Genomic DNA, 21068 nt, shown 5'->3' on the forward strand with positions numbered 1-21068 from the left:
GCGGCGTTCGCGGAGGTGCAGACCTCCTTGTTGATGACCAGGGACGGAACGTCGGCACTGGCCTCGGATGGGGGTGTGGTGATGGGTGTTCCGCCGGGGCCGGGGAAGGACGCCGTCACCGTGTTCGTCGTCGACTGGGAGACGCTCGTCAGGTTGCAGAACACCTGCTGGGACGCGCCCGCCGCCAGGTCGAAGGTGCCAGCAGCTGTGACGCACGACGGCGTGACCGTGTCGGTGAGGGTGATGCCGGTCAGGTTGACCGTGCCGTTGTTGGTGACGGTGATGCGCCAGTACGCGGTGCCGTTCGGGGCGACGGTGGTGGTCTTGGCCCACGGTCCCGCGCCGCCCTCGCCGCAGTCGGCGGCGTTCGCGGAGGTGCAGACCTCCTTGTTGATGACCAGGGACGGAACGTCGGCACTGGCCTCGGATGGGGGTGTGGTGATGGGTGTTCCGCCGGGGCCGGGGAAGGAGGCCGTGACGGTGTTGGTGGTGGATTGCGTGACGCCTGTCAGGTTGCAGAAGACCTGCTTGGAGGCGCCTGCGGCGAGGTCGAAGGTGCCGGCGGCTGTGACGCACGACGGCGTGATGGCATCGGCGAGGGTGATGCCGGTGATGTTGACGGGCCCGTTGTTGGTGACGGTGATCCGCCAGTACGCCGTCCCGTTCGGGGCGACGGTGGTGGTCTTGGCCCACGGTCCCGCGCCGCCCTCGCCGCAGTCAGCGGCGTTTGCGGAGGTGCAGACCTCCTTGTTGATGACCAGGGACGGAACGTCGGCACTGGCCTCGGACGGGGGTGTGGTGATGGGTGTTCCGCCAGGGCCGGGGAAGGACGCCGTGACGGTGTTCGTCGTTGACTGCGTGACACCCGGCAGGTTGCAGAACACCTGATGGGAGGCACCTGCCGCGAGGTCGAACGAGCCGGCGGCCGTGACGCAGGCCGGTGTGACGGCGTCGGTGAGGGTGATGCCGGTGATGTTGACGGGGCCGTTGTTGGTGACGGTGATCCGCCAGTACGCGGTGCTGTTCGGGGCGACGGTGGTGGTCTTCGCCCACGGTCCCGCGCCGCCCTCACCGCAGTCGGCGGCGTTCGCGGAGGTGCAGACCTCCTTGTTGATGACCAGGGAGGGGACGTCGACGCTCGCCTCGGAGGGCGGTGTGGTGATGGGTGTTCCGCCGGGTCCCGGGAAGGAGGCTGTCACGGTGTTGGTGGTGGATTGCGTGACGCCTGTCAGGTTGCAGAACACCTGATGGGAGGCGCCCGCCGCGAGGTCGAAGGCGCCGGCGGCTGTGACACACGACGGTGTGATGGCATCGGTGAGGGTGATGCCGGTGATGTTGACGGGGCCGTTGTTGGTGACGGTGATCCGCCAGTACGCGGTGCCGTTCGGGGCGACGGTGGTGGTCTTCGCCCAGGGGCCTGCGCCGCCGTCACCGCAGTCGGCCGGGTTGGTGCTGGTGCAGACCTCCTTGTTGATGGCCAGGGAGGGGACGTCGGCACTGGCTTCGGAGGGCGGTGTGGTGATGGGTGTGCCGCCGGGACCGGGGAAGGAGGCGGTGACGGTGTTGGTGGTGGATTGGGTGACGCCGGTCAGGTTGCAGAAGACCTGTGTGGAGGCGCCTGCGGCGAGGTCGAACGTCCCCGCGGCCGTCACGCACGAGGGCGTCACTGAGTCGGTGAGGGTGATGCCGGTGATGTTGACCGGGCCGTTGTTGGTGACCGTGATGCGCCAGTACGCGGTGCCGTTAGGCGCGACCGTGGTGGTCTTGGCCCACGGGCCTGCGCCTCCGTCACCGCAGTCGGCGGCGTTGGTGCTGGTGCAGACCTCCTTGTTGATGGCCAGGGACGGGACGTCGACGCTCGCTTCGGAGGGCGGTGTGGTGATGGGTGTGCCGCCGGGTCCCGGGAAGGAGGCGGTGACGGTGTTGGTGGTGGATTGGGTGACGCCGGTCAGGTTGCAGAAGACCTGTGTGGAGGCGCCTGCCACGAGGTCAAAGGTGCCGGCGGCTGTGACGCAGGCCGGTGTGATGGCGTCGGCGAGGGTGATGCCGGTGATGTTGACGGGGCCGTTGTTGGTGACGGTGATTCGCCAGTACGCGGTGCCGTTCGGCGCGATGGTGGTGGTCTTGGCCCACGGGCCTGCGCCTCCGGTGCCGCAGTCGGCCGGGTTGGTCGAGGTGCAGACCTCCTTGTTGATGGCCAGGGACGGGACGTCGACGCTCGCCTCGGACGGGGGCGTGGTGATCGGGGTGCCGCCAGGCCCCGGGAACGAGGCCGTCACCGTGTTGGTGGTGGATTGCGTGACGCCCGGGAGGTTGCAGAAGACCTGTGTGGAGGCCCCTGCGGCGAGGTCGAACGTCCCCGCGGCTGTGACGCAGGCCGGTGTGATGGCGTCGGCGAGGGTGATGCCGGTGATGTTGACCGGGCCGTTGTTGGTGACCGTGATTCGCCAGTACGCGGTGCCGTTCGGCGCGACGGTGGTGGTCTTGGCCCACGGGCCCGGACCCCCGGCGCCGCAGTCGGCGGCGTTGGCGGAGGTGCAGACCTCCTTGTTGATGGCCAGAGATGGAACGTCGACGCTCGCCTCGGAGGGCGGCGTGGTGATCGGGGTGCCACCAGGCCCCGGGAACGAGGCCGTCACCGTGTTGGTGGTGGACTGGGTGACGCCCGGCAGGTTGCAGAACACCTGCTGGGACGCGCCTGCGGCGAGGTCGAACGTCCCGGCGGCCGTCACGCACGAGGGCGTCACGGTGTCGTTCAGCGTGATGCCGGTGACGTTGACCGTGCCGGTGTTGGTGACGGTGATCCGCCAGTAGGCCGTCCCGTTAGGCGCCACGGTGGTGGTCTTGGCCCACGGGCCCGGACCCCCGGCGCCGCAGTCGGCGGCGTTGGCCGAGGTGCAGACCTCCTTGTTGATCGCCAGGGACGGGACGACGGCACTCGCCTCCGACGGCCCCGTCCTGACCGGTGTGCCGCCAGGGCCGGGGAAGGAGGCGGTCACCGTGTTCGTCGTCGACTGGGTGACGCCCGGCAGGTTGCAGAAGATCTGATGGGAGGCGCCCGCTGCGAGGTCGAACGTCCCGGCGGCTGTCACGCAGGACGGTGTGACGGTGTCGTCCAGGGTGATGCCGGTGATGTTGACCAGGCCGGTGTTGGTCGCGGTGATCCGCCAGTAGGCCGTCCCGCCGGGGGCGAGGGTGGTGGTTTTGGCCCATGGCCCGGGGCCGCCGGGCCCGCAGTCGGCGGCGTTGGTGGAGGTGCAGACCTCCTTGAGGATCTCCAGCTTCGGCGCGCACTCGGCGCCGGGGGTGACCTGGAGGGTGACGGTGTTGGAGGTGACGGGCGGCTGGCCGTTGGTGACGGCGGAGGCCTGGTTGGAGACGGCGGTGACGGAGCAGTCGGTGGAGACCGTGGTCTCGAAGCAGATCTGCGGCGCGTCGCCGACGAAGGTCACCTGCATCTGCGGGTGGTTGCCGGGGGTGAAGGACGACCCGTTGACGAGGGTGAGGTTGGCGATCACCTGGATCGGTGAGTCGCTGGTCGGGACGGATGAGATGTCCGCCGTCTCGGTGGTGGGGTTGAACGGGAAGGTGCCGATGGTGGTGCCGTCGGAGGCCAGGACGGTCACCGAGGACTGGGTGAAGTCGACGGTGGTGGGGTCGAGGCCGAGGAGGCTGACCGTGCCGTACGACCTCACGTGCCCGGTGGCCCCGTCGCAGTAGTACGCGGAGGGGTTGAGGCTGCCCTGGGCCTTGGTCTTCAGGCAGGGGGAGGCGCCGGTGATCGGGTCGATGGAGAACAGGTAGCCGGTGTCGCCGAGGCTGTACTTGCACTGGCCGTCGTAGGCGAAGCCGTACGGTCTGGTGTCGCCGCCGTTGACGTTGGGCGGGCCGTTGACGACGCCGTTGGTGCCGTACTGGGCGCAGGGGGCCTGGGTGTTCCAGTCGTAGCAGAACTCGGAGCTGTTGGAGGTGGGGGAGATGCTGAGGTAGATCCAGAACGGGAACTCGGTTTCGAGGTGTCCGTTGGGGGCGGTGATGGTGAGCGGCACCTGGAAGTTGGATTCGCCGGGGGCGACGTTGGTGCTGAGGAGGGTCTGCAGGCCGGGGGGCGCGGCGACGGGGTTGCCGGCGAAGTCGAAGCAGACGACGGTGCCGACCGGCGGGGTGACGGCCAGTTCGACGCCGCCGACCGCCGTGCAGACGCCGGTGACGGTGCCGGCGGTGTCGTACATCTCGAAGACGTTGTCGGCGCGGGCGGCTTCGGTGCCGGTCGGGGTGACGACGGTCTTGGGGGTGGCCCAGCCGGTGCACGCGGCGTTCGTCGACGGGTCGAAGCAGGACATCACCGTGGGCAGCGGGGCCAGTTGGTTGTCGGTGACGTAGATCTTGCCGTTGATGACCCGCATGATGCCGGCGTAGTCGCCGCTGAAGGCGACCTGGCCCTCGTTGGGCGGCAGGCCGATGTCGAAGGTGCCGCAGGAGGAGTTGCCGACGGGGTCGTAGCAGAGGATCTCGCCGGTGCCGGAGACCGCGTAGATCAGCTGGTTGGGTGCCTGGACGACGCCTCCGATGACCAGGCCGGTGCCGGTCTGGAGCGGGGTGAGGCCGCAGCTGGTCTGGGCCTGGAGGTCGATGCAGCCGACGCCGATGAGTGCTTGCGTGACCCGGCTGATCGCGGCGTAGTACAGCCGGGAGCCGATCTGCACGTAGGTCGGGGTGCGGGTGCTGCCGATGTCGCCGGTGGTCGTGTCGGCGGCGGAGGAGTTCAGCGCCTGGGGCCAGGTGGCGGGGGCTCCGGTCGGGGTCGGGCAGGGGCCGTTGGTGAGCAGGTCGGTGCAGACCACGCTGGCCGTGTTGGAGAAGCCGTGGTGGTAGATGTTCCAGATCTCGGGGGTGGGGACGCCGTTGATCGTGGCGGTGTAGCGGATGGGGGTGAAGCCGTCGCCGCCGGTGGCGGTGTTGATCGGGGTGAACGGCGGCGGGATCTGGACCACTTGGCCGGTCGCCGGGGAGGAGAGCGTCGGGTTGGTGGCCTGGACGACGTTGGTGGCGGCGCCCTGGTCGGTGCCGGAGAAGGTCGTGCCGCCGTCGGTGGACCACTGCTTGGTGAAGCCGGGGGGCACCTGCAGCGAGCCGGGGACGTAGGACTGGGTCTGCGGTGTGCTGCCCGGGCCGCCCTGGATGGCGTCGGTGACGGTGGTGCTGACCGGTGCGCCGTCGGGGTTGGTCGCGGAGACGACCCAGCGGACGGTGTCGCCCTGGGCGGTCTGGGTGGTGCTGCCGGTGGTGGTGTCGGTGCCGGTCTTCGCCAGGGTCACGGGCTGCTGGCGGACGTCGTGGCGGCCGTTCCGCTGGTCGGCGGGGGCGGCCGTCGTGCCGGTGGCGGGGGTGCGGGGGTCACGGCTCGGCGCGTGTGCCACGGCGGGGGCGGCGAAGGAGCCGGAGGCCGTGGCGAACGCGAGGAGGAGGGTGAGCACGGCCCCGACGAGGCGGTCGCGGAGCGTGTCCATCCCGGGTCGGCCTCCGTGTCGGCGGCCGCGTCGACTTCGCTCGTGTCCGCTGGTGGCTGGACAGCGCCTCATGACGATTCCCTTCGGTCGAGCGGTCCGGTGTCACGCGGTGGGCTGCACAGCGGTGGGTTGGACGGCGGTGGGTTGGACGGCGCGGGGTGGATGGCGGTGGTGACGGGCACGGGGGTCGTGGAGCGGATGCGGGGTGTCGTTGACCTGATACGGACAGTGACCGTACGGGCGTAGTATGCGTGCCGAAAATCCGATAAACCGCATTAACGTGCCCGAGTGGCACCACGGTTCACCCGGATGCGTCGGGGAGGCCGCCCAGGCGGCGGGCGGGCTGTGAGGCCCGGGTGAAGGTCGTGGGTAGGGCCGGTGATCGGCCGTTGATCGGGCGTAGACGGCGAGCCTGGAGCATCGGGACCCGGAGGGAACCGGTCCGGAGGCCACAGCCTGATCGCCGGGTCCCGTACGGCCGGACCACGGGCCGTACGGGCGCCCGTGGCTGACGCCGCCACCGGTCCCGACGCCAGGAGGAGTCCGGACCACGAAGGGCAGACGAGGCATGGACGGCGGGCTGTCGGTGCAAGCGGTGAGAACGGCGGCGGGTTTCGGCGAGCTGCTGCGGCTACGGCGCGAGCGGATCGGGCTGACCCAGCAGTGCCTGGCGGATCACGCGACCCTGAGCGTGCGGGCGATCCGGGACATGGAGAGCGGCCGGGTGCGACGGCCCCGCAACGAGACCGTCCGGCTGCTGGCGGACGCGCTGCGGCTGGAGGGCCGCAGCCGGACGGACTTCGAGGAGGCCGCCCGCCGGCAGCAGGCCGCGGACGAGCCGGGGGACGAGCCGGCCGCCCCGCCGGTGGCGCGCGGGGCGATCGTCGGCCGGGAGGCGGAGGCCGAGGTGCTGGCCGACGCCTTCGCCGTGCACGGGGACCGGCTGGTCTCGCTGGTCGGCCTCGGCGGGGTGGGCAAGACCCGGCTCGCCCTGGAGGTGGCCCGCCGGCTGCACCTGGCCGTCCGCTGGTCGGTGCGCTGGGTGGACTGCGGCGGCGGCCCGCACCCGTGGCGCGGGCGGCTGGACGACCTCGTCCGGGACATCGGCGAGCGGCCCGCCCTGCTGGTGCTGGACGGCGCCGACGGCGGGGTGGACGCCGGGCAGCTGGACGGGCTGTTCCGCCACTGCCCCGGACTGCGGGTGCTGATCACCGCCCGGGAGGCCCGGCCGCTGCCCGGCGGCCAGGTCATCCCGCTCGCGCCGCTGCCCGTACCGGACCCCGAACTCGACGCCGAGCCCGAGGCGTTGGCGCAGGTCGGGGCCGTCCGGCTGCTGCTCTCGCACCTGTGCCGGCTGCGGCCCGGCTACACCCTGGAGCGCTCCGAGGCGCCCGCCGTCGCGGAGCTCTGCCGCCGACTGGACGGCCTGCCGGGCGCGCTGGAGCGGGCGGCGGGCTGGGCGCTGGTGCGGTCCACCGCCCAGCTGGTGGCCGGGCTGGCGGCCGTCCCGTTCACGCTGGCGGCGCCGCCGGTGGTGTTCGGCGCGCGCGGTGACCTGCGGGACGACCTGGAGCCGGCGATCCTCTGCCTGACGGACCGTCAGCGCGCCCTGCTGGAGGTGCTGGTGGACGAGCCCGGGGACTGGTCGGGGGAGGACGCGGTGGTCCGCAGCGGCTGGACGCTGCAGACCTGCCTGGCCACGGTGCACGAGCTGCTGTCGCGGGGGCTGATCCGCAGCGTGCCCGCCCGGGACGGCGTGCGCTTCACCGTGCTCAACCTGTGCCGCCGGCTGGTCCGGGAGGAGCCCGGGCCGCGGCTCGCGCCGACCGGGGACGTCCCGCTGCTGGCGGCCGCGGGCTGACCGATTCTGCCGCAGGCCGACCCATTCTGCCGCTTAATGCCGCCGGAGCTGCCGCTTGCCGGGCCCGATCGTTCCTAGCGTTCTCCGTGGGGCCGGGCCGCCGCGCAGAACGCGACGGAACGCCATCGAGGATCACTACCGGTGAGGGCGGAGTCGTGGAGCACGGGAATGCCGAACAGAACGGTCCGGGCGGTCTGGACGTCGTCGTGACGACGACGGCCTCGGACTCGCACACCTGGAACCTGGTGTACCTCCAGTTCCTGCTGGAGGAGATGGGCCACCGGGTGACGAACCTGGGCGCGTGCGTCCCGGACGCGCTGCTGCTCTCCGAATGCCGCCGGGCCGAACCGGACCTGATCGTGATCAGCAGCGTCAACGGGCACGGCCACCAGGAGGGCCTGCGGGTGATCGAGGCCCTCCGCGCCTGCCCGGAGCTGCGGAGCACCCCGACCGTCATCGGCGGCAAGCTCGGCATCGCCGGGGCCGACGACCCGGACCGCGAACGCGCGCTGCTGGCGGCCGGGTTCGACGCGGTCTTCGAGGACGGCGCCGCGGTGGCCGGGTTCCGCGCCTTCGTCGGCGGACTGCGCTCCGGGGTGCTGCTGTGACGGCTCCCGCCGGGGCCGGTCCCGCCGGGTTCGGTCCCGCGGAGACCGGTCCTGAACGGGCGGGCCCCGCCGGGACGGGCTTCGGCGCGTTCGTGGCGCAGGCCGCCGAGGCCGGCGCGCTGGTGGTCCAGCCCCGGATGGGCATGGCGGAGGCGGCCCCGATGCGGGCGGGCCTGCTCGCCACCCGGGGCGCGGCCGCCGTCACCGTCGGCACCATCACCCTGGACAGCTACACCCGCACCGGCGACCTCGCGGCCGCCCGGCGCGCCCTGGCCGCCGGGGCGGGCCTCAACGGCTACCCGATCGCCACCCACCCCGTCGAGGTCACCCGGGCGGTGCTGCGCGGGGTCGCGGACGCGGGTTTCCCGGTGCAGGTCCGGCACGGCTCGGCCGCACCGGAGCGGATCGTCGAGGCGCTGCTGGCGGCGGGCCTGGACGCCACCGAGGGCGGACCGGTCTCCTACTGCCTGCCGTACGGCCGCACCCCGCTCCACGAGGCGGTGGCCCGCTGGCGTCGCGGCTGCGAACTTCTGGCCTCCGTACGGGAGTTCGGCGCCGAGCCGCACCTGGAGACGTTCGGCGGCTGCCTGATGGGCCAGCTCTGCCCGCCCTCGCTGCTGATCGCCGTCAGCGTGCTGGAGGCGCTGTTCTTCCGCCGGCACGGGCTGCGCAGCATCTCGCTCAGCTACGCCCAGCAGGCCGACGCCCGCCAGGACGAGGAGGCGCTGGCCGCGCTCGGCCGGATCGCGGGGGAACTGCTCACCGACGTCGACTGGCACCTGGTGGTGTACGCGTACATGGGTGTGTACCCGCGCTCGCCCGGCGGTGCGCGGCTGCTGCTGGAGGACGCGGCGCGGCTCGCGGTGCGCGGCGGCGCGGCCCGGCTGATCGTCAAGACCACGGCCGAGGCGCACCGCATCCCGACCGTCGCCGAGAACGTCCGGGCGCTGGAGGCCGCCGCCGCGGCCGCCACGGCGGAGCGGGCCCGGCCCCTGGCATCCGACCGCCGTCCCGCCGTGCCGCCGGACACCGGGATCGAGGCCGAGGCCAGGGCGCTGATCGGCGCGGTGCTCGACCTGGACACCGACGTCGGGCGGGCCCTGGTACGGGCGTTCGCGGCCGGCTACCTGGACGTGCCGTACTGCCTGCACCCCGACAACGCCGGGCGCACGCGCAGCTCGCTGGGCCCGGACGGGCGGCTGTACTGGTCCTCGGTCGGCTCGATGCCGATCGCCGGGCTGGGTGAGCGCGGCCGCGCGCCGATCCCCGGCTCGGCCGGGCTGCTCGCCGCCCTCTCCCACGTCCAGCGGAGCTACGACGGCCGGGCCCGGTACGCCGCCGCCTCCGCGTCCGCGTCCGCCGCCCGGGGCCTGCCCGTCGCGCGCTGAGCCGCCGCCCAGCCGAGCCGCCCGCGCTCCAGCCGTCCCGCCCGGCCGGCGCTCCACCACCGACGACCGCCCGCGCCCCCGACGGCGGACCACGGCCCCCCGAGAGAAGAGGACTCCGACCATGCCCGACGCCACCCCCCTGCCCCCGACCGATCCGGGCCGGCACCTGACCGACCCGACCACCCGCAGCGCGCTGCGGATCCAGCAGCACCTGCTGTCCGCCGCCCGTGAGTTCCTGCGCGGCCGGGGCTTCACCGAGCTGCTGCCGCCGATCATCGGCCCGGTCACCGACCCCGGCGCGCGCGGCTCCAAGCAGGTGGACATCGACTTCTACGGCCACCGCTACAAGCTGATGACCAGCGCGATCCTGTACAAGCAGGCCTCGCTGCTCGCCTTCGACAAGATCTTCTGCATCGCCCCGAACGTCCGTCTGGAGCCGCTGGAGACCGCCGGGACGAGCCGGCACCTGGCCGAGTTCCACCAGCTGGACGTGGAGGCGGCCGGCGCGAGCCGGGACGACGCCGTCCGGCTGGCCGAGGAGCTGGTGGTGCACATCGTCGGCAGCACGGTCCGTGAGCTGCCCAAGGAGTTCGCCGAACTCGGCCGGGACCCGCAGGCGTTCGCCGACCTGCTGAAGGGCTCCTTCGGCCGCGTCCGGCACGCCGAGGCGGTCGCCGAACTGCGCGGGATCGGGCACCCGCAGAGCCTGGACGCCGAACTCGACTGGGAGGGCGAGGCGTTGCTGTCGGCCCGGCGCGACCGGCCGTTCTTCGTCACCGACTACCCGAAGGGCTCGCGCGGCTTCTACGACCGCGAGCACCCGCAGGACCCGGGCCTGCTGCGGAACTTCGACCTGCTCGCGCCCGAGGGCTACGGCGAGCTGTGCAGCGGCAGCCAGCGCACCAACGACTACGCGGAGATCGTCACCCGGATGCGGGAGACCGGCGAGAACCCGCAGAAGTACCGCTGGTACCTGGACCTGGTGCGCGAGGGCGTGCCGGCCAGCGCGGGCTTCGGCATCGGCGTCGAGCGGCTCACCCGGTACGTCGCCGGGCTGGACGCCGTCTGGCAGGCCAGCGCGTTCCCCAAGGTCGCCGGGGTGGTGTCGCCATGAGCGACCTGACCGCGCCGGGGTTCCCGGAGGAGGAGGTCCGGCGGCGGGCCCGGGTCGGGGCGGCCGCCGTGTTCCCGCCCGCCGAGGAGTACGGGCGGGTGCTGTTCGGCGCCGGCGCGGCCGAGGAGGCGGCGCCGTCCGACGCCCTCGACGCCCTGCGGATCGTCCCACCGCTGTTCCTGCCGCAGCGGCTCGCCAAGCTGATCGACCTGGGCCGCGAGCCCGACTACCGGGACGTCGAACTCGCCACCGCCATCGGCGGGTTCGCCTCCGCGCTGCCGGTGTACGTCTCCGCGACCGGCTCCACCCGGGCGGCCGGCGGCGACCTCGGACTGGCCCTCAGCCGGCAGGCCGGGGCGCTCGGGATCCCGATGGTGATCGGCGAGAACGTGGTGCCGGTCAACGGCTACGGCCGGCTCGGCGAGGCCGCCGACCGCACCCTGCTCGGCCGGCTGCGCGCCTACGGTGAGCAACTCCCGGACGGGCTCGGCGGGGTGGCCGTCCAGCAGAGCACCGAGGACGCCGACGCCGAGGTGTGGAACCTCGTCCACAGCGACCCGGCCGCCCTCCCGCTGCTCGAATCCGGGCGGCTGGCCTTCGAGTTGAAGGTCGGCCAGGGCGCCAAGCCGGGTCTGGGCGGGATGACCGTGCTGGACGCGGAGGCCGCCGCCGCGCTCGGCGACCGCTTCGGGCTCGACCCGCTGTTCGGCGACGGGCGGGTGCTGCGCGCGGCCACCCCGGGCACCTTCACCGCGGAGATCCTGCGCCAGCAGATCCGGCTGATGCGCAACAACTACCCGCGGGTGCGGATCTGGGTGAAGCTCTACCCCGGCCGGGACGTGGCCGAGGCCGCCCGGGTGGCGCACGAGGCCGGGGCGGACGCCGTCGTGGTGGACGGCGCGGAGGGCGGCACCGGCTGGGCGCCGGGGGTGTTCCTGCCGCACGTCGGCCTGCCGCTCGCGGAGTGCCTGCGCCGGTTGGCGGTCGTGCCGCCGCCCTGCCTGCTGGTCTCCGGGCGGATCTGGGAGGGCGCCCGGGCGGTCAAGAGCCTGGCGCTGGGGGCCCGCGCGGTGGGCCTCGGGCGGGCGGCGCTGCTCGCCGTCGCGGAGGACCGGGAATCCGGGCTCCGCCGTTTCGCGGAATGCCTGGCGCTGGAACTCCGGCTGCTGATCAGCGCGCTCGGGAAGTACTCCCCGGAGGCCCTGGAAGAGGCGGACGTCTGGTCCCCCGGGAGTTCCGGAATCCCCCTCGGCCGGTAGCCCTGGCCTGCTCGGGAAGCGGCAGAAGGAAACTGCCGACTTCCTTCCGCCCGTTCTGCCGATAGGGCTTCGTGATCCCCCTATCGCCTTCTTCGCCGATTCCTCTCACGATCTGGGGCTGGATGATGTCCTCTCGCGGTTTTCCCGTCGAATTCACGGCGCCCGCATTCGCGCCGTTCGCCTCCGCCGTCGCGCGCTTCCCGGAGCGGCCGGCCGTCCGGGCCGGGGCCCGGACCGTCGGCTACCGGGAGCTGGACGGACTGAGCGCCGCCCTCGCCGCCCGGCTCGCCCCCGGCCGGACGGTCGCCGTGACCGGCCGCGACCGGCTGGACCACGTGGTCGCGCTGCTGGCGGCGCTGCGGGCGGGGGCCACCTACCTGCCGCTGGACCGGGAGGCGCCCGAGGAGCGCAACCGCTGGATCGTCGAGGACGCCGGGGCCGGGCTCGCCCTCGACGGCGAGGAGCTCACCGAGCTCGGCGAAGGGAAGGGCGCGGGCGCCGGCTACGTCATCTACACCTCCGGCACCACCGGCCGCCCCAAGGGCGTGCACGTCCCGCTCGCGGCCCTGACCGGCCACCTGGCCGGTGTGGTCGAGGCCCTCGGCCTGACCGAGCGGGACGTGGTGCTGCAGTTCGCCCGTCCGACCGTGGACGTGGCCGTGGAGCAGGTGCTCGGCGCGCTGTCCGCCGGGGCCTGCCTGGTCCTGCCGGAGCAGCGGCTGCTCGCCCCGGCCGCGCTGCTGGAACTGCTGGACGCCGAGGGCGTCACCGTCGCCAACCTGGCCGCGGGCTACTTCCAGGACGTGGTGGCGGCGCTGGGCGGCCGGGTGCCGCGCACCCTGCGGCTGATGGTCTCCGGCAGCGACAAGCTGGAGCCGGCCACCGCCGCCGCCTGGTGGGCGGCGACCGGGGTGCCGCTGCTGAACGCGTACGGTCCGACCGAGACGGTGGTCACCGCCACCGTCCACCGGCTCGACGGCGGGCAGGAGCAGCCGGGTGCCCGGGTGCCGATCGGCACCGCCGTCGGCGGGCGGCTGCTGCACGTGCTCGACGAGCGGCTGCGGCCGGTGCCGCCCGGCGAGGCCGGCGAACTGTACGTCGGCGGGCCGCTGTTGGCCTCCGGCTACCTCGGCCGCCCGGGCCTGACCGCCGGCCGCTTCGTCGCCGACCCGTTCGCGGACCCGGACGGTCCCGGGGGAGCCCGGATGTACCGCACCGGCGACCTGGTGCGCCGAGCCACCGGGGAGGGCCCGCTGGAGTTCCTCGGCCGCACCGACCACCAGGTGAAGATCCGCGGCTTCCGGGTCGAGCCCGGGGAGGTCGAGCAGGTGCTGGCCGGCCACCCCGGCGTCACCGGCTGCGTGGTGGTGGCGCACGAGGACCGGCTGGCCGCGTACGTCACCGGCGCCGCGCCGGGGTACGCCGAGGCCCGGGCCTGGCTGGCCGAGCGGCTGCCCGAGCACATGGTCCCGGCGACGCTCACCGCGCTGGAGGCCTTCCCGCTGACGGCCGGCGGCAAGGTGGACCGCGCGGCGCTGCCCGAGCCGCGGACCGCGCCGGAGGGCAGGGCGGCCGGCCGCCCGCCGCGCACCCCCGCCGAGCAGCTGATCGCGGCGGTCTGGGCGGACGTGCTCGGGGTGCCGGAGGTCGGCGCCGACGACAACTTCTTCCACCTGGGCGGCGATTCGCTGACCGCCGTCCGGGTGGTGGGCCGGGTCTTCGACGTCTTCGGCATGGTGTCGCCGTACACCATCTTCGACGCGCCGACCCTGGCCGGGTTCGCCGCCGCGGTGACCTCCGCGACCGGCGGCGCGCGCCCGGCCCCGGTGCGCTCGGGCGCCGCCGAGGCCCCGCTGTCGAAGTTCCAGCGCGGCCTGTGGTTCCTCGACCAGTGGAACCCGGACGCGCCGACCTACGTGGTGCCCTGGGTGTTCCGCTTCTCCGGGCCGGTCGACCCCGAGCTGCTGCGGCGGGCGCTGGCGGGGGTGGTGGAGCGGCACGAGAGCCTGCGGACCACCTTCGAGCTCGCCGAGGACGGCCCGCGCCAGGTCGTCCACCCCTCCGTGGAGCTGCCGTTCACGCTCACCGAGACCACCGCCGACCGGGTGGACGAGCTGGTCGCCGAGGCCGCGCTGGAGCCCTTCGACCTGGCGCGGGGACCGCTGGTGCGGGCCCGGGTCTTCCGGGCCGACGGGGCGACCACGCTGCTGCTGCTCCTCCACCACATCGTCTGGGACGAGGGCTCGCTGCCCGTACTGGAGGCCGAACTCCAGGAGCTGTACGCCGCGCTGGCCGAGGGCCGCCCGGCCGAGCTGCCGGAACTCGCCGTCCAGTACGGCGACTACGCCGCCTGGCAGTACCAGGACGACACCGCCGAGAAGCAACTCGACTACTGGCGCGAGCAGTTGCGCGACGCGCCGACCGCCGACGCGCTGGCGCCCGACCGCCCCCGCCCCGAGGAGCAGGCCTTCCGCGGCGCCTTCCACCGCTTCGCCATGCCCGATCCGGTGGCCGAGGCCGTCCGGGCGCTCGCCCGCAGCGAGGACGCCACCCCGTTCATGGTGCTGCTGGCCGGGCTGGCGCTCACCCTGCACCGCCGCTCCGGCCAGCGCGACCTGGTCCTCGGCTCGCCGGTGAACGCCCGCGGCCGGGCCGAACTCGACGGCCTGATCGGCTACTTCGTCAACCTGCTGCCGCTGCGGCTGAAGCTGGAGGAGGGCGCCTCCTTCCGCGAGCTGGTCCGGCACGTGCGCGAGGTGTCGATCGGCGGCTACCGGCACCAGGAGGTGCCCTTCGACGACATCGCGAACGCCGTGCTCGACGAGCGCCCCGAGGACCGCAACCCGCTCTGCCAGGTGCTGCTGGAGCTGCACCCGCTGGACCCCCGGCCGTTCACGGTCGGCGGGCACGCCGTCACCCGCTCCCTGCACTCCAACCCGGTCTCCCGCTTCGACCTGTCCGTCTCGGTGGACGACCTCGGCACCGGCTTCACCGGCCGCTTCGAGTACGACAGCGACCTCTTCGACCCGGCCACCATGGCCGGCCTGTGCGAGGAGTGGCTGGGCGCCCTGGCCGCCGCCGTCGAGGTGCCGGTGCACGCCCTGTTCGAGGCGCGGGCCGCCCGCGAGCCGGGCGCCGTCGCCCTGGTGTCCGGCGAACGGACGGTCGGGTACGGCGAGTTGAACGCCGCCGCGAACCGGCTCGCCCGCCACCTGGCGGGCCGGGGCATCGGCCGCGGCGACACCGTCGCCGTGCTGACCGAGCGCGGTCCGGAGCTGGTCACCGCCCTGCTGGCGGCCCTCAAGACCGGCGCCGCCTACACCCTGCTCGACCCGGACTTCCCGGCCGAGCGGCTGGCCGGCGCCGTCGCCGACACCGGCGCCGCCACGGTGGTCACCCACCGGCGCGCCACCGTGCCGTTCGCCGTCCCCGGCCAGGTGGACCTGGACGCCTCGGCCGCCGACCTGGCCCGGTACCCGGCCCACGACCTCGGCCTGCCGGTCGACGGCGCCGACCTCGCCACCGTGATGTTCACCTCCGGCTCCACCGGCCGCCCCAAGGGCGTCGCCGTCCCGCACCGCGCGCTCACCACCACCTACCTCGGCCAGGACTACGCCCGCTTCGGCCCCGACGAGGTCTGGCTGCAGTGCTCGCCGGTCTCCTGGGACGCCTTCGCGCTGGAGCTGTACGGCGCGCTCTGCTTCGGCGGCACCTGCGTCCTCCAGCCCGGCCAGCGCCCCGACCCGCAGACCGTCGCCGAGCTGACCCGCCGCCACGGCGTCACCCAACTCCAGCTCTCCGCCAGCCTGTTCAACTTCCTGCTGGAGGAGTTCCCGGAGACCTACGACGGCCTGAAGCTCGCCTTCACGGCCGGCGAGCGGGCCTCCACCACCCATGTCGCCAAGGCCCTGGAGGCCTACCCGGGCCTGGTCGTCGCCAACGGCTACGGCCCGGTGGAGAGCCTCGGCCTGACCACCTGCCACCGGGTCGGCCCCGCCGACGCGGCCGGCGGCTCCATCCCGATCGGCGTCGCGCTGCACGGCAAGGGCGTCCTCGTCCTGGACGAGCGGCTGCGCCCCGTCGCGCCCGGGGTGACCGGCGAGCTGTACGCCACCGGCGGCGGCCTCGCCCACGGCTACCTCGGCCGGCCCGCCCTGACCGCCGAACGCTTCGTCGCCTCCCCGTACGGCGCCCCCGGCGAGCGCCTCTACCGCACCGGCGACCTCGGCCACCGCACCGCCGAGGGCCTGCTGGAGGTCACCGGCCGGATCGACGACCAGGTCAAGATCCGGGGCTTCCGGGTCGAACCCGGCGAGATCGAGGACGCGCTCACCCGCCACCCGGCCGTCCGGGAGGCCGCCGTCGCCGTCCACGAGCCCGCCCCCGGCGACCGTCGGCTCGCCGCCTACGTCACCGTCGCCGCCGGCGCCCCCGGCCCGGACGCCCTGCTCGACCACCTGGCCGGCCTGCTGCCCGAGCACATGCTGCCCGCGACCCTGGACGTCCTGGCCGCGCTGCCGCTCAACCACAACGGCAAGGTGGACCGCAAGGCGCTGCCCGCCCCCGCCGGGCGCCCGGCCGCCTCCGACGAGGACGCGACGGCCGACGAGGCCGCCGACCCGCTGACCGAGGCCGAACGCCTGGTCGCCGAGGCGGTGCGCGAGGTGCTCGACCTCGCCGAGGTCGGCCGCGAGGACAACTTCTTCCGGATCGGCGGCAACTCGCTGGCCGCCGTCCGGGTCGCGATGCGGCTGTCCCGGGAGACCGGCAGCCGCGTCCCCCCGCAACTGGTGTTCCGGGCCCGGACCGTGAGCGCCATCGCCGAACGGCTGGCCGCCCGGTGACCGGCCGCACCGCACACGAAGGGAACGAGGCCGTGAGCCCGTCCGACCACCCGGCGCGCACCGCGCCCGTCTCCGGGCTGCAACGCGGCCTCTGGTTCCTCGACCGCCTCGACCCGAAGGCCGTCACCTACTGCACCCCCTGGACCCTCGACGTCACCGGCCCGCTCGACCTCGCGCTGCTCCGACGGGCGCTGGACGCCGTCACCGCCCGGCACGAGACGCTGCGCACCACCTTCGCGCTGCACCCCGACGGCCCCCGCCAGCACGTGCACCACCGGCTCGCCGTGCCGCTCGCGGAGACCGACCTGCGGGACCACCCCGACCGGGCCGCGCGCCTGGAGGAGCTGCTCGCCGCCCGCTGCGCCGAGCCCTTCGACCTGGCCGCCGGCCCGCTGCTGCGCGCCGAGGCCTTCCGGCTCGCGGACGAGCGCACCACCGTGCTGTTCACCGTCCACCACATCGTCTGGGACGGCTGGTCCGCCGAGGTCTTCGAGCGCGAACTCGCCGAGCTGTACGATGCGGCGCTGCGCGGCCGGGAGGCCGAACTGCCCGAGCTGACCGTGCAGTACGCCGACCGCGCCGAGGAGGAGCTCGGCACCTCCTACGAGGAGCACCTGACCTACTGGAAGGAGCAGCTGGACGGCGCCCCCGCGCTGCTGGAGCTGCCCACCGACCGGCCCCGGCCCGCCGAGCGCGGCGCGGCCGGCCGCACCGAGGGGTTCGACCTCGCCCCGGGGACGGCGGCGCGGGTCCGCGCCCTGGCCGAGACCGAGGGCGTCACCCCGTTCACCGTCCAACTGGCCGCCTTCGCCCTGCTGCTGAACCGCTGGACCGGCGCCGACGACCTGGTCGTCGGCACCCCGGTCACCACCCGCGACAGGCCCGAACTGGAGCACCTGCTCGGCTACTTCGTCAACCTGCTGCCGCTGCGCCTGCGGCTCGCGCCCGCGCTGAGCTTCCGGGACCTGCTGGAGCACGTCCAGGACGTCGCCTTCGAGGCGTACGGCTACCTCGACCTGCCCTTCGACCAGATCGTCGACCGGCTCGGCGCCGCCCGCAGCGCCCAGCACCCGCCGCTGGTCCAGGTGGTGTTCGGCGCCCACGGCGAGGACCGCACCCCGCTGGCGCTCGGCCCGGCGGCCACCGCCCGCAGCCGGGTGCGCTCCAACGGCACCAGCAAGTTCGACCTCACCTGGTCCGTGTTCGACGGGGGAGACGGCGGCGAGCTGCGCGGCGAGGCCGAGTACCGCAGTGAGCTGTTCGACCCGCAGACCGTCCGCCGGCTGGCCGCCGAGTTCGACGCCCTGCTCGCCGCGGCCCTGGACGACCCCGACGCCACCGTGCTGCGGCTGACCACCCGCCCCGCCGAGGGGGCCGCGGCCACCGACACCCCCGGCCACTGCCTGCACCACCTGTTCGAACGGGCCGCCGACGCCCACCCCGACCGGCCCGCCGTCAGCGACCCCGACCGCACCCTGGGCTACGCCGAACTCGACCGCCGGGCCAACCGCCTCGCGCACGCCCTGCGCGCCCGGGGTGTCGGCCCCGGCGACCGCGTCGGCATGCTGCTGGACCGCACCGCCGACGTCCTGGTCACCGTCCTCGGCGTGCTCAAGACCGGCGCCGCCTACGTGCCCGTCGACCTGGCCGCCCCCGCCGACCGCGCCGCGCTGGTCTTCGGCGACACCGGCGTCGCCCTGGTCGTCACCGACCGCCCGGACCTGGTGCCCGAAGGCCCCTGGCAGGCCTACGACCTGACCGCCGAGGCCGCCGACCTGGCCGCCCGCCCCGACACCCGCCCGCCGGCCGCCGGCCGCCCCGGCGACGTCGCCTACGTCATCTTCACCTCCGGCTCCACCGGCCGCCCCAAGGGCGTCGCCGTCGCCCACGAGCACGTCAGCCGGCTGATGGCGGACGGCGAGCGGCACTTCGGCTTCGGCCCCCAGGAGACCTGGACGCTCTTCCACAGCTACGCCTTCGACTGGACGGTCTGGGAGATGTGGGGCGCCCTGCTGTACGGCGCCCGCCTGGTCGTCGTCCCGTACGTGACCAGCCGCTCCCCGGAGGAGTTCGCCCAGCTGCTGGCGGAGGAGGAGGTCTCGTACCTCTGCCTGACCCCCTCGGCGCTGCGCCAGCTGGAGCCGGTGCTGCGCCGCAGCCCGCGCGCCCTGCCCGCACTGAAGTGGATCATGCTGGGCGGGGAGGCGCTGGACCCGGCCGTCGTCCAGCGCTGGTTCGAACTCGACCCGCCGCCCCCGGCCCGGCTGTGCAACCTGTACGGCATCACCGAGACCACCGTCCACGTCACCACCCACGACCTGGCCGGCAGCGCCGGCTTCGAGCGCAGCCTGATCGGCACGCCGATGCCGCACCTGAGCGCCCAGGTCCTGGACGACTGGCTGCGGCCGGTGCCGCCCGGCGCGGCCGGCGAGCTGTACATCGGCGGCGGCAGCCTCGCCCACGGCTACTGGGGCCGCCCCGGCCTCACCGCCGGGCGCTTCGTCGCCGACCCGTACGGCCCGCCCGGGGCCCGGCTCTACCGCACCGGCGACGTCGCCCGGCGGCTGCCCGGCGGCGGGCTGGAGTACATCGGGCGCGCCGACTTCCAGGTCAAGCTGCGCGGCTTCCGGATCGAGCTCGGCGAGATCGAGAACGCGCTCGCCGCCCACCCGGACGTGGACGCCTGCGTCGTCACCGTGCACGAGGACCGCCTCGCCGCGTACGTCACCGGACGCGAGCCCGCCGACGTCCGCGCCTTCCTCGGCCGCTCGCTGCCCCCGTACATGGTCCCGGCGAGCTTCACCGTGCTGGAGTCGCTGCCGCTGACCGTCAACGGCAAGGTGGACCGCGCCGCGCTGCCCGCCCCCGGCCAGCGGGCCACCGCCACCGGAGGCCGGCACGTCGAGCCGCGCACCCCGGAGGAGGAGGCCTTCGCCGCCGTCTGGACGGAGGTCCTCGGGGTGGACGGCATCGGCGTCCACGACGACTTCTTCCACCTCGGCGGCGACTCCATCCGGGCCGTCCAGCTGGCCGGCGCGCTGCACGAGCGCGGCTGGGGGCTGAGCCTGCGGGACGTCTTCAACGCCCCCACCGTCGCCGCCCTGCTGCCGCTCGCCGAGCCCGTCACCCAGGGCCCGGACGCCCACGAGCCCTTCGCCCTGGTCACCCCCGAGGACCGCGCCGACCTGCCGCCCGGCCTGGTCGACGCCTACCCGATGGTGTCCATGCAGCTCTCCATGGTCTTCCACATGGAGATCGCCGGCGGCACCGACAGCTACCACAACGTCAACTCCTACAAGATCTCCGGCGACCTCGACGAGCAGGCCTTCCGCCGCTCCGTCGCCGAGGCCATGGACCGCCACGCCGTGCTGCGCACCGGCCTGGACCTGTCCGGCTACGGCGAACCGCTGCAGCTCGTCCACGGCCGGCTGCCCGCCCCCGTCGAGTTCGCCGACCTGCGCGGCGCCGCCGAAGCGGACCAGGACGCCGCGATCCGCGAGGTGTTCGACACCCACCGGTGGACGCCCTTCGACCTCACCGCGCCGCCGCTGTTCCGGATCACCGTGCAGCGCCTCGCCGAGGACGCCTTCCAGCTCACCGTCTCCGAGCACCACGCGATCCTCGACGGCTGGAGCTTCACCTCGCTGCTCACCGAGATCCTGGAACGCCACACGGCCATCGCCGAGGACCCGCTCGGCGCGCCCGCCCCGCCGCCGCGCACCGCCTTCCGCGACTTCGTGGCCGTCGAACGGCAGGCCGCCGGGGACGAGCGCTCGCTCGCCTACTGGCGCGAGCGGCTGGACGGCGTCAGCGGCCAGTCCTTCCCCGGCAGCGAGTCCGTGCACGAGGCGCCGCGCACCGTCGAACGGGTGCTGCCGGAGGCGCCCGGACAGTTGCGCGACGTCGCCGACGCGCTCGGCGTGCCGGTCAAGTCGGTGGCGCTCGCCGCCCACCTGCACGCCCTCGCCGCCGTCACCGGGCGTCGGCGCGTCACCACCGGCCTGGCCGTCAACGGCCGGCTGGAACGGCTCGGCGGCACCGAGGTGTACGGGCTGTTCCTCAACACCGTCCCGCTGAGCTGCGAACCCACCGACGACCTGCTCGCCCTGGTCCGCGAGGTCCACCGCGAGGAGCTGGACATGATGCCGCACCGCCGGGTGCCCTTCGCCCGCCTCGCCCGGCTGATGACCGACACCGCGCTGGACAGCCAGTTCGGCTACCTGCGCTTCCACGCCCTCGGCCGGCTCAGCTCGGCCCGCATCGTGGACGGCCGGATCGGCACCGAGCCGACCCTGCGCCACGAACCCAACAGCTTCGCCTTCGGCGCCTCGGTCATCCAGGACCCGGTCACGCAGCGGGTGCTGCTCGCCGTGGACCACCAGCGCTCGCTGGTCGCCGACCACACCGCCGAGCAGTTCATCGACACCTACGCCGCCGCCCTGCACACCATGGCCGCCGCCGCCCGAGAGTCCTGAGGAGCCGTC

The 21068-nt window shown here is 74.1% G+C and carries 8 protein-coding genes; 7 read left to right on the plus strand and 1 reads right to left on the minus strand.

All coding sequences use genetic code 11. The annotated features are described in order from the left end of the window. Positions 1-5510, minus strand: a 5510-nt coding sequence (locus ACFU7Z_RS01495) for a hypothetical protein (protein ID WP_380775228.1), incomplete at its 3' end; no start/stop codon positions are given. Positions 5511-6105: 595 nt separating this feature from the next. Here ACFU7Z_RS01495 and ACFU7Z_RS01500 point away from each other — a divergent pair. From ACFU7Z_RS01500 to ACFU7Z_RS01530, 7 genes are all read left to right on the plus strand, one after another. Then, complete coding sequence (locus tag ACFU7Z_RS01500; RefSeq protein WP_380775230.1) at positions 6106-7371, plus strand: helix-turn-helix domain-containing protein; 1266 nt, start codon at positions 6106-6108, stop codon at positions 7369-7371. 155 nt (positions 7372-7526) lie between these two features. Beyond that, the gene (locus ACFU7Z_RS01505) at positions 7527-7979 is read left to right on the plus strand and encodes a cobalamin B12-binding domain-containing protein (RefSeq protein WP_049658201.1); all 453 of its coding nucleotides are present in this window, start codon (positions 7527-7529) and stop codon (positions 7977-7979) included. Between the two features lie 92 nt (positions 7980-8071). After that, complete coding sequence (locus tag ACFU7Z_RS01510; protein WP_380775250.1) at positions 8072-9367, plus strand: methylaspartate mutase; 1296 nt, start codon at positions 8072-8074, stop codon at positions 9365-9367. Positions 9368-9488: 121 nt separating this feature from the next. Beyond that, positions 9489-10481, plus strand: a complete 993-nt coding sequence (locus ACFU7Z_RS01515; RefSeq protein WP_074006450.1) for an asparagine synthetase A — start codon at positions 9489-9491, stop codon at positions 10479-10481. Then, positions 10478-11740, plus strand: coding sequence for a glutamate synthase-related protein (locus tag ACFU7Z_RS01520; RefSeq protein WP_380775232.1), 1263 nt, complete (start codon positions 10478-10480; stop codon positions 11738-11740). Before ACFU7Z_RS01515 ends, ACFU7Z_RS01520 begins: the two co-directional genes overlap by 4 nt. 122 nt (positions 11741-11862) lie before the next feature. Continuing rightward, positions 11863-16584, plus strand: a complete 4722-nt coding sequence (locus ACFU7Z_RS01525; RefSeq protein WP_380775234.1) for an amino acid adenylation domain-containing protein — start codon at positions 11863-11865, stop codon at positions 16582-16584. A 32-nt stretch (positions 16585-16616) separates the two neighbouring features. Further along, positions 16617-21059 (plus strand): amino acid adenylation domain-containing protein, encoded by a 4443-nt coding sequence (locus tag ACFU7Z_RS01530; RefSeq protein ID WP_380775236.1) that lies wholly within the window; start codon positions 16617-16619, stop codon positions 21057-21059. The last annotated feature ends 9 nt before the right edge of the window (positions 21060-21068 follow it).

Origin of the sequence: Kitasatospora sp. NPDC057518, assembly GCF_042802075.1 — a bacterium.
Taxonomy (GTDB): Bacteria; Actinomycetota; Actinomycetes; order Streptomycetales; family Streptomycetaceae; genus Kitasatospora.